General features: G+C 61.7%; 16 protein-coding genes and 1 tRNA gene. 4 read left to right on the top strand and 13 right to left on the bottom strand.

The annotated features are described in order from the left end of the window. Window positions 1-81: 81 nt before the first annotated feature. The 13 genes from fabZ to DENOEST_RS04260 form a co-directional block, all read right to left on the bottom strand. Window positions 82-528: a 3-hydroxyacyl-ACP dehydratase FabZ gene (gene fabZ / locus DENOEST_RS04320; RefSeq protein ID WP_197970517.1), complete on the bottom strand. Its 447-nt coding sequence runs from the start codon at window positions 526-528 to the stop codon at window positions 82-84. Next, window positions 525-1553: a UDP-3-O-(3-hydroxymyristoyl)glucosamine N-acyltransferase gene (lpxD, locus tag DENOEST_RS04315; protein ID WP_145771571.1), complete on the bottom strand. Its 1029-nt coding sequence runs from the start codon at window positions 1551-1553 to the stop codon at window positions 525-527. The genes fabZ and lpxD overlap by 4 nt, the downstream gene beginning before the upstream one ends. A gap of 14 nt (window positions 1554-1567) precedes the next feature. After that, window positions 1568-2077 (bottom strand): OmpH family outer membrane protein, encoded by a 510-nt coding sequence (locus DENOEST_RS04310; protein WP_232096435.1) that lies wholly within the window; start codon window positions 2075-2077, stop codon window positions 1568-1570. 15 nt (window positions 2078-2092) lie between these two features. After that, entirely contained in the window at window positions 2093-4375 is a 2283-nt protein-coding gene (bamA, locus tag DENOEST_RS04305) for an outer membrane protein assembly factor BamA (protein WP_145771572.1), read from the bottom strand. 4 nt (window positions 4376-4379) lie between these two features. Next, window positions 4380-5750, bottom strand: coding sequence for an RIP metalloprotease RseP (rseP, locus tag DENOEST_RS04300; RefSeq protein ID WP_145771573.1), 1371 nt, complete (start codon window positions 5748-5750; stop codon window positions 4380-4382). Between the two features lie 226 nt (window positions 5751-5976). Further along, entirely contained in the window at window positions 5977-7158 is a 1182-nt protein-coding gene (gene ispC / locus DENOEST_RS04295) for a 1-deoxy-D-xylulose-5-phosphate reductoisomerase (RefSeq protein WP_145771574.1), read from the bottom strand. After that, a complete protein-coding gene (locus DENOEST_RS04290; protein WP_145771575.1) occupies window positions 7155-7940 on the bottom strand; it encodes a phosphatidate cytidylyltransferase in 786 nt (261 codons plus the stop codon). The genes ispC and DENOEST_RS04290 overlap by 4 nt, the downstream gene beginning before the upstream one ends. Next, window positions 7933-8703 carry a polyprenyl diphosphate synthase gene (uppS, locus tag DENOEST_RS04285; RefSeq protein WP_145771576.1) on the bottom strand — a complete coding sequence of 257 codons (771 nt, stop codon included), beginning with the start codon at window positions 8701-8703 and terminating at the stop codon, window positions 7933-7935. Before uppS ends, DENOEST_RS04290 begins: the two co-directional genes overlap by 8 nt. Before the next feature lie 32 nt (window positions 8704-8735). After that, window positions 8736-9293, bottom strand: a complete 558-nt coding sequence (frr, locus tag DENOEST_RS04280; RefSeq protein WP_145771577.1) for a ribosome recycling factor — start codon at window positions 9291-9293, stop codon at window positions 8736-8738. Between the two features lie 9 nt (window positions 9294-9302). Then, entirely contained in the window at window positions 9303-10016 is a 714-nt protein-coding gene (gene pyrH, locus DENOEST_RS04275) for a UMP kinase (RefSeq protein WP_183148201.1), read from the bottom strand. Between the two features lie 7 nt (window positions 10017-10023). Continuing rightward, a complete protein-coding gene (tsf, locus tag DENOEST_RS04270; RefSeq protein WP_145771579.1) occupies window positions 10024-10923 on the bottom strand; it encodes a translation elongation factor Ts in 900 nt (299 codons plus the stop codon). 87 nt (window positions 10924-11010) lie between these two features. Further along, on the bottom strand, window positions 11011-11763 hold the full coding sequence (gene rpsB, locus DENOEST_RS04265) for a 30S ribosomal protein S2 (protein WP_145771580.1): 753 nt from the start codon (window positions 11761-11763) through the stop codon (window positions 11011-11013). 233 nt (window positions 11764-11996) lie between these two features. Then, a tRNA-Thr gene (locus tag DENOEST_RS04260) sits at window positions 11997-12072 on the bottom strand. 170 nt (window positions 12073-12242) lie between these two features. Between DENOEST_RS04260 and DENOEST_RS04255 the strand changes: the two genes are divergently transcribed. The 4 genes from DENOEST_RS04255 to DENOEST_RS04240 are packed head-to-tail and all read left to right on the top strand — an operon-like array spanning window position 12243 to window position 14934. Beyond that, window positions 12243-12731, top strand: a complete 489-nt coding sequence (locus DENOEST_RS04255; protein WP_170228255.1) for a GspH/FimT family pseudopilin — start codon at window positions 12243-12245, stop codon at window positions 12729-12731. An 11-nt stretch (window positions 12732-12742) separates the two neighbouring features. Then, window positions 12743-13378: a prepilin-type N-terminal cleavage/methylation domain-containing protein gene (locus DENOEST_RS04250; RefSeq protein ID WP_145771582.1), complete on the top strand. Its 636-nt coding sequence runs from the start codon at window positions 12743-12745 to the stop codon at window positions 13376-13378. Between the two features lie 3 nt (window positions 13379-13381). After that, window positions 13382-14509, top strand: a complete 1128-nt coding sequence (locus DENOEST_RS04245; RefSeq protein WP_145771629.1) for a PilW family protein — start codon at window positions 13382-13384, stop codon at window positions 14507-14509. After that, the gene (locus DENOEST_RS04240) at window positions 14506-14934 is read left to right on the top strand and encodes a pilus assembly PilX family protein (RefSeq protein WP_145771583.1); all 429 of its coding nucleotides are present in this window, start codon (window positions 14506-14508) and stop codon (window positions 14932-14934) included. The genes DENOEST_RS04245 and DENOEST_RS04240 overlap by 4 nt, the downstream gene beginning before the upstream one ends. Window positions 14935-14982: the final 48 nt, after the last annotated feature.

Raw genomic sequence — 14982 nt, 5'->3', positions numbered from 1 at the left:
CGAGGGAGGGGGTGACAACGGTTCGCCGCGCTGCGGCTCCGGAATGTGGAATGCACCCCTTCGGGCGGCCGCGCGGGGCGCTCATTCGATGGCCCGCACGGTGCACATCAATTCGGCCTCCGCCGCCACCTGTCCATCCACCTTGGCGACGGCGGCGAACTTCCAGATGCCCCGCTTGTTGGCATTGATGGAGACTTCGAAGATCAGTTGGTCGCCGGGGCTGACGGGCCGCTTGAAGCGGGCGTTGTCGATGCCGACGAAGTAATACACCGACTTGTCGTCGGGCTTGCCACCCAGGGTCTTGAAGGACAGGATGGCAGCGGTCTGGGCCAGGGCCTCGATGATCAGCACGCCGGGCATCACCGGATGATGAGGATAATGACCAGGGAAGAAGGGCTCGTTGATGGTGACGTTCTTCAAGGCAGTGATGCGCTCCCCGGGCACCACGTCGAGCACCCTATCCACCAGCAGGAAGGGATAACGGTGGGGTAGGTGTTCGAGGATCTGATGGATATCCATCGGGGTCATGACTTCTTCTCCAGTTCGGCAATGCGATTTTCGAGGGCGCGTATTTTATCGGCCATGGCGTCCAGATGGCGCAGCCGGGAGAAATTCCGCAGCCAGTCATCGTGGGCCATGAAGGGCACGGTGCCGGTGTAGCTGCCCTTGTTGGAAATGGACTTGGCCACCAGAGTGCCCGCAGAGACATGAGCATCATCTGTGATTTCCAGGTGGCCCAGGATGATGGCGCCGCCGCCGATGGTGCAGCGCCGGCCGATCCGGGCGCTGCCGGCAATACCGACACAGCCGGCCAGGGCGGCATGGGCGCCGATGCGGACGTTGTGGCCCACCTGGATCTGGTTGTCCAGCTTGACGCCCTCCTCGATCACCGTGTCTCCCAGGGCGCCCCGGTCTATGGTGGTATTGGCGCCGATTTCCACGTCGTCACCGATCAACACTCGCCCAACCTGGGGAATTTTGACCCAACAGCCATCCGACTCCCGTGCGAAACCGAAGCCGTCGGCGCCGATGACCGCCCCGGAATGCACGAGCACCCGCTGGCCCAGGCAACAGCCGGCATAGATGCTGACATTGGGATGAAGCACCGTGTCGGCACCCAGTGCCACACCAGCCCCTATGGTGCAGTTGGCCCCGACCACCACATTCTCACCGAGAACTACATTGGGCCCGACCCAGGCTCCGGGACCTACGGAAACGCTGTCCGGAACAGGGGACTCCACCCGCGCCAGTTCATGGACACCAGGGGCCGGGCGGGCTGGAGGATTCAGCCACTGGGACAGTCGGGCGAAATAGAGATAGGGCTGGGGCGTGGCGATAGTGGCCACTGGACAGTCGGCTACGACCTCGGGAGACAGGATCACCACAGAGGCGGCGGTAGCCGCCAGTTGCTTGCGATATTTTGGGTTGGAGAGAAAGGCCGCCGTGCCGGGGCCAGCTCCTTCCAGGGGAGCGATGGCGTGGATGAGTTGAGAGCCGTCACCCGACAGCTCGCCGCCCAGGCGGGCGACGATGTCGTTCAGAGTGATCGCCAACCCGCCGCCGCTCCTTACTTGGCGGCGGTCGCCGGTTCGGCCAGGGCCTTGACCACCTTCTCGGTCACGTCGATGGCAGGATTCGCATAGACGGCTTCCTGAAGGATCAGGGTGTAGCCTTCCTTCTCGGCGATGGCACGGATGGCCTTGTTGGCCCGTTCGATCACCGATTGCAGTTCCTCGTTGCGGCGGGCATTGACGTCCTCGTTGAATTCCCGCTGCTTGCGCTGGAACTCACGACTCAGGTCACCCAACTCCCGCTCCTTGACCTTGCGCTGGCTTTCCGCCATGGTCATGCCATTTTTCTCCAGTTCCTCCTGGAGCTTCTGGGCCTGCTGGCCCATCTTCTGCATGTCCTGGCTGCGCTTCTCGAATTCCTTTTCCAGTTTCTTCATGGCCTTCTTGGCAGGGTCCGACTCACGCATCACCCGCTCGGTGCTGATCACGCCCACCTTGACTTCGGCGACGGCGGGGAGGGAAACCAGGCTGCCAAGAGCCGCAAAAAGCAGAACGGTCTTTTTCAACTTACATCTCCGATACTAGAAAGTGGTGCCCATCTGGAATTGCAGACGCTGCAATCTGTCCTCGGGCTGATTTTTAACAGGTTTCGCCAAGCTGAACTTGAGGGGTCCCATGGGGGAGGTCCAGGCCAAGGCAACACCAACACTGTAACGCAAATCGCTCAGGGAAACCTTATCCTCCTTGCCCCAAACCTGACCACCGTCCAGGAAGGCGCTGAGTCGTAGGGACTTGTCCTGTCCCATACCCGGAAGGGCAAACAGTAGTTCGGCCCCCCCCACCAGCCGCTTGGTACCCCCCAGGGAATTGCCCGTGGCCGGATCAATTGGCCCCAGGGTCGACCCTTCGTAGCCCCGTACCGAGCCGATACCACCCGCATAGAAATTCTTCCAGAAGGGTAGCTCCTTGCTGCCATAGCCGCCTGCAATGCCTGCCTCGCCGTTGAACATCAGGGTCACGGAGCGGGTCACCGGCCAGAAATGCTGATACTGGTAATTGGCCCGGTAGTATTTCATGTTGGCGCCGGGCAGGCCCATTTCGCCGAAAATCCGCTGCATGTAGCCCTTGGTCGGAAATATCCGACTATCCACCGTATCCTTGACCCAGCCGGCGCTGCCCACCAAGGTGGTGAACTTGGAACCATTGTCCCGCACAAAATTCTGGTAGATCAGGGGGCTGGTGAGGTTCACATCCAGGGAGGTCGAGTCCACCGATGCGCCCAGGGCGATGGTGTCGTCCTCGCCAATGGGGATGCCGTAGCGTACCCCGCCACCAACGGAGGAAATGTCGTAGCTGGCAATGTAGTTCAGCTTGCTGGTATTGGTGGAGCGATGGTAGAAGTCGAAGCCCCGGCTCACGCCATCCACAGTGTAATAGGGATCGGTATACGATACCGAATACACCTTATTGACCTTGCTGGTATTGACCTGAAGGCCCAGGCTCTTACCGCTGCCGAAGAGGTTCTGCTGATTGATGGAGGTGGACAGCACCAGTTTTTCCGTGCTGGAGAAGCCGGCACCCAACATCAGGCTACCGGTGGGCTTTTCCTTGACGTTGAGATTGACGTCCACCTGATCGGATGTGCCAGGCACCGGTGGAGTCTCCACGGTGACCTCGTCGAAATAGCCCAGACGGTCCACACGGCTGCGGGACTTGTTGATCTTGGCGCCGTCGTACCAGGCCGACTCCATCTGCCGCACTTCCCGGCGGACCACCTCGTCCCGTGTCTTGTTGTTGCCGGTCAGATTGACTCGACGCACATAAACACGTTTACCTGGGTCCACGAAGATGGTGAAGGCCGCCTCCCGTTTTTCCCGGTCCAGTTCGGGTGCCGCGTTGACATTGGCAAAAGCATACCCCTCGTTACCCAGGCGTTCGCTGATGGCCTTGGTACTCTCGGTCAACTTTTCCCGGGAATAAATCTCGCCAGGCTTGACCTTCACCAATTGCCGCAGCTCCTCCTCCGACAACAGCAGATTGCCCGCCAGTTTCACCGCGGACACCGAATATTGGGCGCCTTCGCTGATATTGATGGTGATGTAGATGTCCTGCTTGTCCGGCGAAATGGAGACCTGGGTGGAGTCCACATTGAATTCCAGGTAGCCCCTGTCCAGATAGTAGGAGCGCAGGGTTTCCAGATCCCCCGACAGTTTTTGCTTGGAGTACTGGTCGTTTTTGGTGTACCAGGTAAGCCAGCCGGGTTCTTGCAGGGCGAAGAGGTCGAGCAGCTCACTTTCCTCAAAGACCTTGGCGCCGACGATATTGATCTGCCTGATCTTGGCAATATCGTTTTCCTCGACGTTGAAGCTGACACCGACCCGGTTGCGCTCCAGGGGGGTCACCGTGGTGGTGACCTTGGCGGCGTAGTAACCCTTGCTCAGATACTGTCGCTTGATTTCCTGTTCGGACTTTTCCAGCATCGCCCGGTCGAAGATGCGCGATTCGGCAAGACCGACTTCCTTCAGGGCCTTGTTCAACTGGTCCTTGTCGAAGGCCTTCATGCCGACGAAATCAACGGAGGCAATGGCCGGGCGTTCCTCGACGATTACCACCAGGGCATCCCCCTCGACCTCAACCCGCACGTCCTTGAAAAAGCCGGTGGCGAAGAGGGCCTTGATGGCCTGGGAGGCCTTCTCGTCCGTCATGGTCTCCCCGGTCTTGATCGGGAGATAGTTGAACACGGTGCCGGCCTCGGTACGCTGCAGGCCCTCCACCCGGATGTCGCGGACCACGAAGGCATCGAAAGCACTGGCAGACGTGGCGAAGAGGGTCGACAACAGCCCTGCGATCAGGGTTTTCTTCATAGGATCAACCGGAGATAAGACGATTCAAATCGTTGTAGAGCGCAACGGCCATCAGCAATCCCAGCAGACCCAACCCGATGCGTTGCCCCAGTTCCAGCGCCTCATCCGAAACCGGGCGGCCCCTGAAAAATTCCAAAAGATAATACATCAAATGCCCGCCATCCAGCACCGGCACGGGCAGCAGGTTGAGCACCCCGAGGCTGATGCTGATCAGGGCCAGAAAGCGCAGATAGGAAGTCAGGCCCATGCGGGCCGACTGCCCGGCATAATCAGCAATGGCTACCGGACCGGAAAGATTGCGCCAGGAAATATCCCCGGTGACCATGCGGCCCATCATGACCAGCGTCAGCCGGGTGGTATCCCAGGTTTGGGTCAGGGCATTACCGGCCGCTTCCAGGGGGCCATACCGCACCTCCACCAGCAGGGGTGACTGTCCCTCCGGGGCGCGCACCGAGACACCAATACGCCCAATGGAGCCACCTTGCTCGGCGATCACCTCTGGCGTGATTTCCACCTGCCGGGCCTCTCCGGCCCGGAGGAATTTCAGGGGCAGGCGCTGACCTGGCCGAGCCCGGATGACAGCGGTGACCTCATCCCAAAAGGCAATGGGAGTCCCGGCGATCTCCAGAATTTTGTCCTCCGGCAGCAGTCCGGCCTGCTGAGCCGGCGAACCCGCTGCCACCGCACCCACCAGGGCCGGCCAACGGGGGCGTTGCAGGGCCAGGCCGATCCGGCTCATCAGGTTCTCGTCCACCTCCGTTGCCGCGATTCGACTCAAGTCCAGTTGCCGTTCAAGCAACGCGCCGTCCGCCGCCTGGAGTTCCAGGGCCACCACACTGGCGTCCAGTGCCCGATTGATCAGTTTCAGGCGTAATTGGTTCCAGGTGAGCACCGGGTTGCCATCCACCGACCGCACCAGTTCCCCGGCATGAATGCCGGCCTGAGCAGCGGGACTCCCAGCCACAGGCTGCTCCAGCAGGGGCCGCACCTCCTGCACACCCTGAACGAACATGACCCAGTACAGCAGCACTGCCAGCAGCAGGTTGGACAGGGGCCCCGCCGCCACGATCAGCATACGCTTGCCCACGCTCTGGCGGTTGAAGGCGCGGTGGACCTCTTCCGGCGCTACATCGCCTTCCCGTTCGTCGAGCATCTTGACGTAGCCCCCCAGGGGAAAGGCGGAGATGGCCCATTCCGTGCGGTCGACGCCCCACTTTCTCATCCACAGGGTCCGGCCAAATCCCACCGAGAAGCGCAGCACCTTGACGCCGCACCAGCGGGCCACCAGAAAATGTCCAAGCTCATGGACGACGATCAGGGAGCCCAGGGCCAGGGCGAAGGCCCCCAGATACCAGGCCAGGGTATACGCGCTCATTGGACTGCCCTCCCCCCAGCCCCCTCCCCAGGGGAGGGGGTGACGGAGGTTCGCCGGCTAACACCGGCTCCATGGATAACGCTGCCGCGCCTTTGGGCGGCCATGCGGCGCGGCGCCCTCCCCCCAGCCCCCTCCCCGGGGGAGGGGGTGACAAAGGTTCGCCGGCTAACACCGGCTCCATGGATAACGCTGCCGCGCCTTTGGGCGGCCGTGCGGTGCGGGGCGCTCATGGGTTAGCCACGATGGCCAGGGCCGCCTCGCGACCAGCCTGATCTGCGGCCAGGACCGATTCCAGATCCTCGACGGCCATCGCCGGCACTCGATCCAGCACCCGTGCGATGACATCGGCGATGCGCAGGTAGGGCAAACGGCGATCGAGAAAAGCGGCCACCGCCACCTCGTTGGCCGCATTGAGCACCGCCGGCGCGCTGCCGCCGGCTCGCAAGGCCTGATAGGCCAGATCCAGACAGGGGAAACGGCTCAGGTCCGGCCGCTCGAAGGTGAGCCGGGCCACATCGAACAGATCCAGGGGCTCCACGCCGGCCTCGATCCTCTCCGGATGGGCCAGGGCATGGGCGATGGGCGTGCGCATGTCCGGATTGCCCAATTGGGCCAGCACCGAACCATCGGCGTAGGCCACCAGGGAATGGATCACGCTCTGGGGATGAATCACCACCTCGATCAAATCCGGGGGCGCGTTGAACAGCCAGTGGGCCTCGATCAGTTCCAGGCCCTTGTTCATCATGGTGGCGGAATCCACCGAGATCTTGCGCCCCATCACCCAGTTGGGATGGGCACAGGCCTGCTCGGGGGTCACGCCCTGCAACTGCTCCAGAGGAACACTGAGAAAAGGACCGCCGGAAGCCGTCAGCAGGATGCGACGAACTCCGGAGCGGGCCAGATTGCCGGCATAGTCGGCAGGCAGGGACTGGAAGATCGCGTTATGTTCGCTGTCGATGGGCAGCAGGCGGGCACCAGACTGGCTCACAGCGGCCATGAAGACCCGCCCTGCCATCACCAGGGCTTCCTTGTTGGCCAGCAGCACCCGTTTGCCGGCTCGCACCGCGGCCAGGGTGGGGGTCAGGCCCGCCGCTCCGACGATGGCCGCCATCACCGCATCCACCTCGGGCAGGGCCGCCACCTGTTCCAGGGCTGCCTCTCCCCAGAGGATTTCCATGCCATGGGCCTCGTCCCCCAGCAACGCCGCCAGTTGATCGGCGCCCTGGGCACTGCCAACGACAGCATAGCGGGGGTGGTGCGTCCGGCATTGCCGGGCCAGCACCTCGACCCGATGATGGCCGGTCAGGGCGACGACTTCGAAGCGCTCGGGATGCCGGGCCACCACATCGAGGGTGCTGAGGCCGATGGAGCCGGTGGCTCCCAGGATGGTCAGGCGTTGGCGGGTCATGGATACACGAAGCTCAGAGCGAGAGCTGTCAGAGGCAGGGTGGATGTCAGGCTGTCGATGCGGTCCAGTACGCCCCCGTGGCCCGGAAGCAGCGCGCTGCTGTCCTTGACTCCGGCCTGACGCTTGATCAGGGACTCGAACAGGTCGCCGGCGATGCTTGCCGCCGTCAGCAGCAGCAGCAAGCCGGCATAGGGAACATAGGCGATGTCGAGTTTGAAGGCCGCCGCCAGGGCGAAGCCATAGACCTGCACCGCCAGCACGGCGCCAGCCGCGCCTTCCCAGGTCTTGCCCGGGCTGATGGCGGGGGCCAGCTTGTGGCGGCCGAAGGCCCGGCCAGTCAGATAGGCCGCGATGTCGGCCACCCAGACCAGTCCCATCACCGCCAGCAGGCGAACCGGCCCCAGGTCGTAGATCCGCACCAGGGCGGCCCAGGTGGGCAGCAGCAAGAGCAGGCCGATGACCAGGGCCTGGAAGTTGCCCTTGAGGGGCCAGCGATAGCGAAACCAGACGGGCACCAGCAGCAGCCAGAACAGGGCGGCGCCCAGCCAAAGACGGATACGGATTTCAGGCAGCAGATACAGCACGCCGCAAGCGGCCATCACCAGCAGCGGAAACCCTCGGCGCCAGAAGGCACCGCCGCCCACCAGGCCGCCCCACTCCCAGGCACCGACCACCGCCACCAGGGCGAAGAAGGCGAAGGCCAGGCTGGGCGGCGCCAGAAACAGGATCGCCAGGATGGCCGCCACCAGCACCAGGGCGGTCATGGCCCGCAGCTTAAACATCCCCGTTGGCCTCCTCTTGCGATATCAGTTGCTCACTGGTGCGGCCGAAACGGCGCTCCCGGGAGCGGTAGGAAACGATGGCCTGATCCAGGGCCGCGCCATCGAATTCGGGCCACAGGCAATCAGTGAAATACAGTTCGGCGTAGGCCAGTTGCCAGAGCAGGAAGTTGCTGACCCGTTGTTCTCCACCGGTGCGGATGAACAGATCGGGCTCCGGTGCATAGGCCATGGCGAGGTGCTCGGCCAGATCCTCTTCCGTCCAGCACCCCAGCTTTTCCGGGTGTTGCAGAGCCATAGCATTGGCGGCCTGGAGGATGTCCCAGCGACCGCCGTAGTTGGCGGCGATGGTGAGGGTGAGCTTGGTATTGCCGGCGGTCAGGGCTTCGCCGGATCGGATCAACGCCACGGTCTGGGGATCGAAACGGGAAAGATCGCCGATGACCCGCAGCCGCACACCGTTTTCATGGAGCTTGTCCACCTCCGCCTGCAAGGCGGTAAGAAACAGGCGCATCAAAAAGGAGACTTCTTCCGGCGGACGGCGCCAGTTCTCGGAACTGAAGGCAAACAGGGTCAGGTAGTCGATGCCCCGCTCGATGCAGGCCTTGACCATGACGCGGACAGTCTCCAGGCCCCGCTTGTGCCCGGCCACCCGGGGCAGGAAGCGCTTCTTGGCCCAGCGCCCGTTGCCGTCCATGATCATGGCCACATGACGGGGCACGGCCCGCACTTCGGGGATATCCCGGGTGGAGCTGAAAAATGACATCGCGGAAGGACTGAAAGGGGGCCGAGCGCAGCTCAGACCGCCATCAGGTCCTTTTCCTTTTCCGTGAGCATCTTGTCCACTTCGGCAACGAAGCGGTCGGTGAGCTTCTGGATATCGTCCTGGGCGCGGCGCTCGTCATCCTCGGAGACTTCCTTTTTCTTCAGGGCCTCTTTCAAGGTACCGTTGGCATCCCGGCGCAGGTTGCGAATCGCCACCTTGGCGTTCTCCCCTTCGTGCTTGACTACCTTGATCAGCTCGCGGCGACGCTCTTCAGTCAGCATTGGCATGGGCACCCGGATCAGGTCACCCTGGGTAGCAGGATTGAGACCCAGATCCGCATCCCGGATGGCCTTTTCCACCTTGCCCACCATGTTCTTTTCCCAGGGCTGGACACCAATGGTGCGGGAATCCACCAGGGTTACGTTGGCCACCTGAGCGATGGGTACCGGCGAGCCGTAGTAATCCACCTGCACGTGGTCCAGCAGACCGGTATGAGCCCGGCCGGTACGCACCTTGCCCAGATCGCTTTTCAACGCATCCAGGCTTTTCTGCATTTTCTGTTCAGTGGTCTTCCTGAGTTCCGGGATCATCGCAAACTCCTAAACATGTACCAGAGTGCCTTCGTCCTCGCCCATCACAATGCGCTTCAGGGCGCCGGGCTTGAAGATGGAGAACACATTGATCGGTAATTTCTGGTCGCGGCACAGAGCGAAGGCCGTGGAATCCAGGACCTTCAGGTCCCGGCCGATGGCCTCGTCGAAACTGATCCTGGCGAAACGCGTGGCCAACGGATCCTGTTTCGGATCGGCAGTGTAGATGCCATCCACCTTGGTGGCCTTGAGCACGATTTCCGCCCCGATCTCGGAACCGCGCAGGGCCGCTGCGGTATCGGTGGTGAAAAAGGGATTGCCGGTGCCGGCGGCGAAGATGACGATCTTGCCCTCTTCCAGGTAGCGGATGGCCTTGCCGCGGATATAGGGCTCCACCACCTGCTCGATGTTGAGAGCCGACTGCACCCGGCCATTGAGGCCGGCCTGGCGCATGGCGTCGGACAGGGCCATGGCATTCATGACCGTGGCCAGCATGCCCATGTAGTCCGCCGTGGCCCGGTCCATGCCGGTGGCGGTACCCGCCACACCACGGAAGATGTTGCCGCCACCGATCACGACGCCGATTTCCACCCCCAGATCGGCCACCGATTTGACCTCGGCCACGATGGAGGCCAGCATGGCCGGGTTGATGCCATAGGCATCATCCCCCATCAGGGCCTCCCCCGAGAGTTTGAGCAATATCCGACCGTAGGCGGCGGTCATGATCGCCTTACTTGCTGGCGGCAGCCGCAGCAGCCTGGGCGGCCACTTCGGCGGCGAAGTCGGTCACCTTCTTCTCGATGCCCTCGCCCACCATGTACAGGGTGAAGCCGGCAACGGAAGCGCCCTTGCTCTTCAGCAGTTGCTCGATGGTCTGCTTGCCGTCCTCGGCCTTGACGAAGACCTGACCCAGCAGGGTGACATCCTTGAGGTACTTCTGCACTGTGCCTTCAGCGATCTTCTCCAGCATTGCTTCGGGCTTGCCGGCTTCGCGGGCCTTCTCAATGGCGATGCGGCGCTCCGTATCCAGCAGCTCGGCGGAAACACCGGAAGCGTCCAGGGACTTGGGCTTGGAAGCGGCGATATGCATGGCCAGATCCTTGGCCAGGGCTTCGTCACCACCTACCACATCCACCAGCACGCCAATCTTGGAGCCACCATGGATATAGGAAGCCAGCTTGCCCTTGGCTTCAACACGCACGAAGCGGCGCGGCGACATGTTTTCACCGATCTTGCCCACCAGGGCCGTACGGACGGACTCCACCGTGCCATCGCCCAGGGGCAGGGCCGCCAGGGCGGCGATATCGGCGGGATTCTTCTCCGCCACCAGGCGGGCGCAGTTCGCGGCCAACGTCAGGAAGTCGTCGTTCTTGGCAACGAAATCCGTTTCGGAATTGATTTCAAAAATACTGCCGAGCTTGCCATCCACAGCGATATGAATCGCCACCACACCTTCGGCTGCCACGCGGGTTGCCGCCTTGCTGGCCTTGTTGCCCAGCTTGACGCGCAACACCTCTTCGGCCTTGTCCATGTCGCCACCGGCCTCAGTCAGGGCCTTCTTGCATTCCATCATGGGCGCGTCGGTCTTCTCGCGCAGTTCCTTGACCATGCTTGCGGTGATTTCCGCCATGAGAGTCACTCCAGAATCGATTAAAAACAATTGGGCGCCGCAGGCGCCGGGCAGCCCTGCCCCGACACCCCGGCGCCCTGGTAAAACTTACTCGGCAGACTCTTCCTCGACCTCGACAAATTCGTCGTCGCCGGCGAGAGCCTGGACCACCTCATGGAGGGACTGGCTCTTGCCTTCGAGAATGGCATCCGCGGCGCCCCGCGCGTAAAGGCGGATGGCACGGCTGGAGTCGTCGTTGCCCGGAATTACATAATTCACACCCTCGGGGGAGTGGTTGGTATCGACCACGGCGATCACCGGGATGCCCAGCTTGTTGGCTTCGGTGATGGCGATCTTGTGATAGCCCACGTCGATCACGAACAGGGCATCGGGCAGGCCAGCCATATCCTTGATGCCGCCGATGGACTTCCGCAGCTTGTCCATCTCGCGCTGAAGCATCAGGCCTTCCTTCTTGGTCAGGCGCTCGAAAGCACCCTCCTGGGCCATTTGCTCCAGATCCTTGAGGCGCTTGATGGAAAGCTTGACGGTCTTGAAGTTGGTCAGCATGCCGCCGAGCCAGCGCTCATCAACAAAGGGCATACCGGCGCGCTGAGCTTCCTCGGCCACGATTTCCCGGGCCTGGCGCTTGGTGCCAACGAAGAGGACGGAACCCTTCTTGGCCGCCATCTTCTTGAGGAACTCCATCGCCTCCTGGTATTTGACCAGGGTCTTTTCCAGGTTGACGATGTGAATCTTGTTGCGATGGCCAAAGATATAGGGGGCCATCTTGGGATTCCAGAAACGGGTTTGGTGACCGAAATGGACACCCGCCTCCAGCATTTGACGCATGGATGTAGTCATCGAATATCTCCGATATGGGTTTGAAACCGCCGCCCGGCCGTCTTGCAACCCTTGCGGGATCACCCATTCGGCGCCGGGCGTGTGAATTACTGCCCGGGAACCATTCCTGAACAGCCGCGAAATTATAGCGTTTTCATCGACTTGGCGGCAAGCCGGAATACGAGGCACCGACAACACTGCCGCATGAAGCAAAGAAAAAGGGCCTAGCCTTTCGACTAAGCCCTTGATATTAATGGTGCTGTTGGCCGGAATCGAACTGGCGACCTACTGATTACGAATCAGTTGCTCTACCAACTGAGCTACAACAGCAAGGCGGCGGATTATACCTATCGCCCTGATCGGTCGCAACGAGTTAGATGGTTGCGCGCAAGACATTCCGCTCATCCGGTAATCCGTGCCGTTCAAGCCGGTCAGCCTTGCGACACCGGGGCATGCTCGGCGAAATTCCAAGTCAGATAGATTCCGAGCAAGGATCCGCAATGCCCAAGCACGACACGCCCGCCCGGGGCTTTACCTTGATCGAACTCATGGTCGTCGTGGCCATCCTCGGCATCCTGATTGCACTCGCCCTGCCGAGCATGCGGGAGACGATACTTGCTTCCAGGGTTCGCAGCGCCGCGTCCGACATGTATTCGATTCTGATCAAGTCCCGCTCCGACGCCATCAAGCGGGCCGCCAACGTCACCATCGCCGCCTCCGGGTCCGCCTGGGTCGCTACCTCCGGAGGAACAACCTTGATGAGCATCGACTCATTGCCCACCGGTGTGTCCCTGAAACTCTGTCCCACCCTGATAACCTCGGTCGTCTATTCCAGCAGCGGTCGAGCCACCGGCGGACGGGTCAAGATGCTGGTGTATTCCACCGAGCTGGGCCAGGAATCGCCTACGGCCCGGCAGATAGACATCGACGCCGGGGGCATGCCTCGCATTCGCACCGTCACCCACGGTGCGGCGGCAAGTGCCTGCTAAGGAATGCACTCATGAAAGCCCGCTCCCTCCAGACCGGTTTCTCGATCATCGAAGTCATGGTCTCCATCGTGATCATCATGATCGGCCTGATGGGGGTGCTTGGCATGCAATCCCTGGCCATGGTCAATGAATTCGAGTCCTATCAGCGCACCCAGGCGGTGATTTCCCTCAACAACATTGTCGACCGCATCCAGAACAGCCGCTATGCCGCCCCCTGCTACGCCATAACCACTGACGCAGGTACCGGCACTCCCTATCTGGGCGACGCCTCCGGCGGCAACCATTACGACGTACCCACCGATGTCGCGGGTTACACCTGTGCCAGTGTGGATAACGCCCCAGGCCTAACTGAGGAACAGAAGACTGCTTTCAAGTCCCAGATCCTCAATGACCTGAGCGAATCGGACACTCTCCTGCAAAGCGCCGGCATCGAAGCAGCCAACAATGCCTTCGGCGGACTGGTACAGGCCCGGGCCTGCATCAGCAGCAGCACCGACAACGGCATGACCATGTACACCGTGACCGTGGCCTGGCGCGGCACCTCGCCCACCATGGCCCCGAGCAACACCTGCGGCAGCGGACTCTATGACAACGACGCCATGCGCCGCGTGGTATCCACGACATTCAAGGTCGCCAACCTGATTTGAGCCATGAACCGAATATATCGCCCAGCCGCCCGACATAGCCGGGGCTTCACGATGATCGAGATGCTGATCGCCACGGTGATCGGTGTCATCGTACTCTCCGGCTTGACCGCCATGTACGTGGTGGCCAGCAACAAACAGCGGGACTTCTCCAAGCAAGCTCAGCAATATGAGAATGGGCGCTATGGCATCGAAATACTCGCCAAGGATCTGCAACTCGCCGGGTTCTACGGCTACTACAGCAGTTACACCACTCCCACTTCACTCCCCGACCCCTGTTACGCGGACACCGACACCGCCACCTATCTGGCTGCCCTGGGCAATCCAGTCTATGGGTACAACGCCGCCGACAAGGACACCCGTGCCACCGGCTTTCCAGTCAGTTGCGGCACCTGGCTCAACGACGACAACCTGCAACCGGGCAGCGACATCATCGTCCTGCAACGAGCCGACACCACCGACATCCGGGCCGCTGGCACGAATACCCTGGCCGAGGATATCTATCTCCATGCCAATGCCTTCAGCGGAGCCATCCAGATCGGCGATGGCAACGCCCCGCCCACCCTGCTCAACGTCAAGGGCAGCACCGCCTCCCCCGTGCGAAAATTACATGTCCACGTATATTTCGTCGCCCCATGCAGCATCCCCGCCGACGACAACGCAACCGGGCTATGCACCGGCAACAGCGATGACGATGGCCGTCCCATTCCCACGTTGAAGCGTCTGGAACTCACCAGCGACGGCACCACCCGCACCATGCGCATCGTGCCCATTGCGGAAGGCGTGGAATATCTGCGCATCGACTGGGGTCTGGACACGGGCAATCCCTTCCGCGATGCCACGGTCAACAGCAGCGGGCAGCAGATCAATTCCGCCACCCGCCTTCCCGGCGATGGCACCCCAGACAGCTACGCATCCAACCCGGCCACGGCAGCCCAATTCGCCAATGCCGTCGCAGCGCGAATTTCCATGCTGGTACGCAATCCGGAGATCAGCTTCCATTTCACCGACAAGGGTCAATACACGGTGGGTAGCCTGGGAACCCTGGGCCCCTTCAACGACGGTTACCGACGCCACGCCTTTGCCGCCGACGTGCGCCTGACCAATCTCAGCGGCCGGAGGGAAAATCCATGAATTCCCTAAACAGCCAGCGAGGAGCCACCCTGCTGGTCACCATGATTTTCCTGGTGCTGATCACACTGTTGGCCAGTTCCATGCTGCAGTTCAGCGACGTGCATTATCAGGTGATCCGCAACATGCAGAATCAGAATGAGGCCGAGAAGGCTGCTCAGCAGGGGATCGAGGAACAGATCACAAGTATTGCCTACTTCGAAGCAGGCACTGCCGCCGCCACCCGCACCATCAATAACATGACCGTGGATGTAGCGGCACCGGCCTGTATCGACACCCAGCCTGCGGACGGCTATAGCGCTCTGGACCCCTTTTCCCCGGAAGACAACGTCTGGGACATCCCCTCGACCGGGACCTCCATAGCCGGCAGCAGCGTCGAGATTCACCAGGGCGTGAAGATCCGCCAGCCTGCCGGACGCTGCCCCTGATTCCAATTGCAACGACTCCATGGGAGTGCTGGACACTCCGATCGCGTG

Source organism: Denitratisoma oestradiolicum (assembly GCF_902813185.1).
In the GTDB taxonomy this organism is placed as follows: Bacteria; Pseudomonadota; Gammaproteobacteria; order Burkholderiales; family Rhodocyclaceae; genus Denitratisoma; species Denitratisoma oestradiolicum.
The sequence above is the reverse complement of the archived record's forward strand: the minus strand, read 5'-3'. Positions and strand labels throughout refer to the sequence as shown.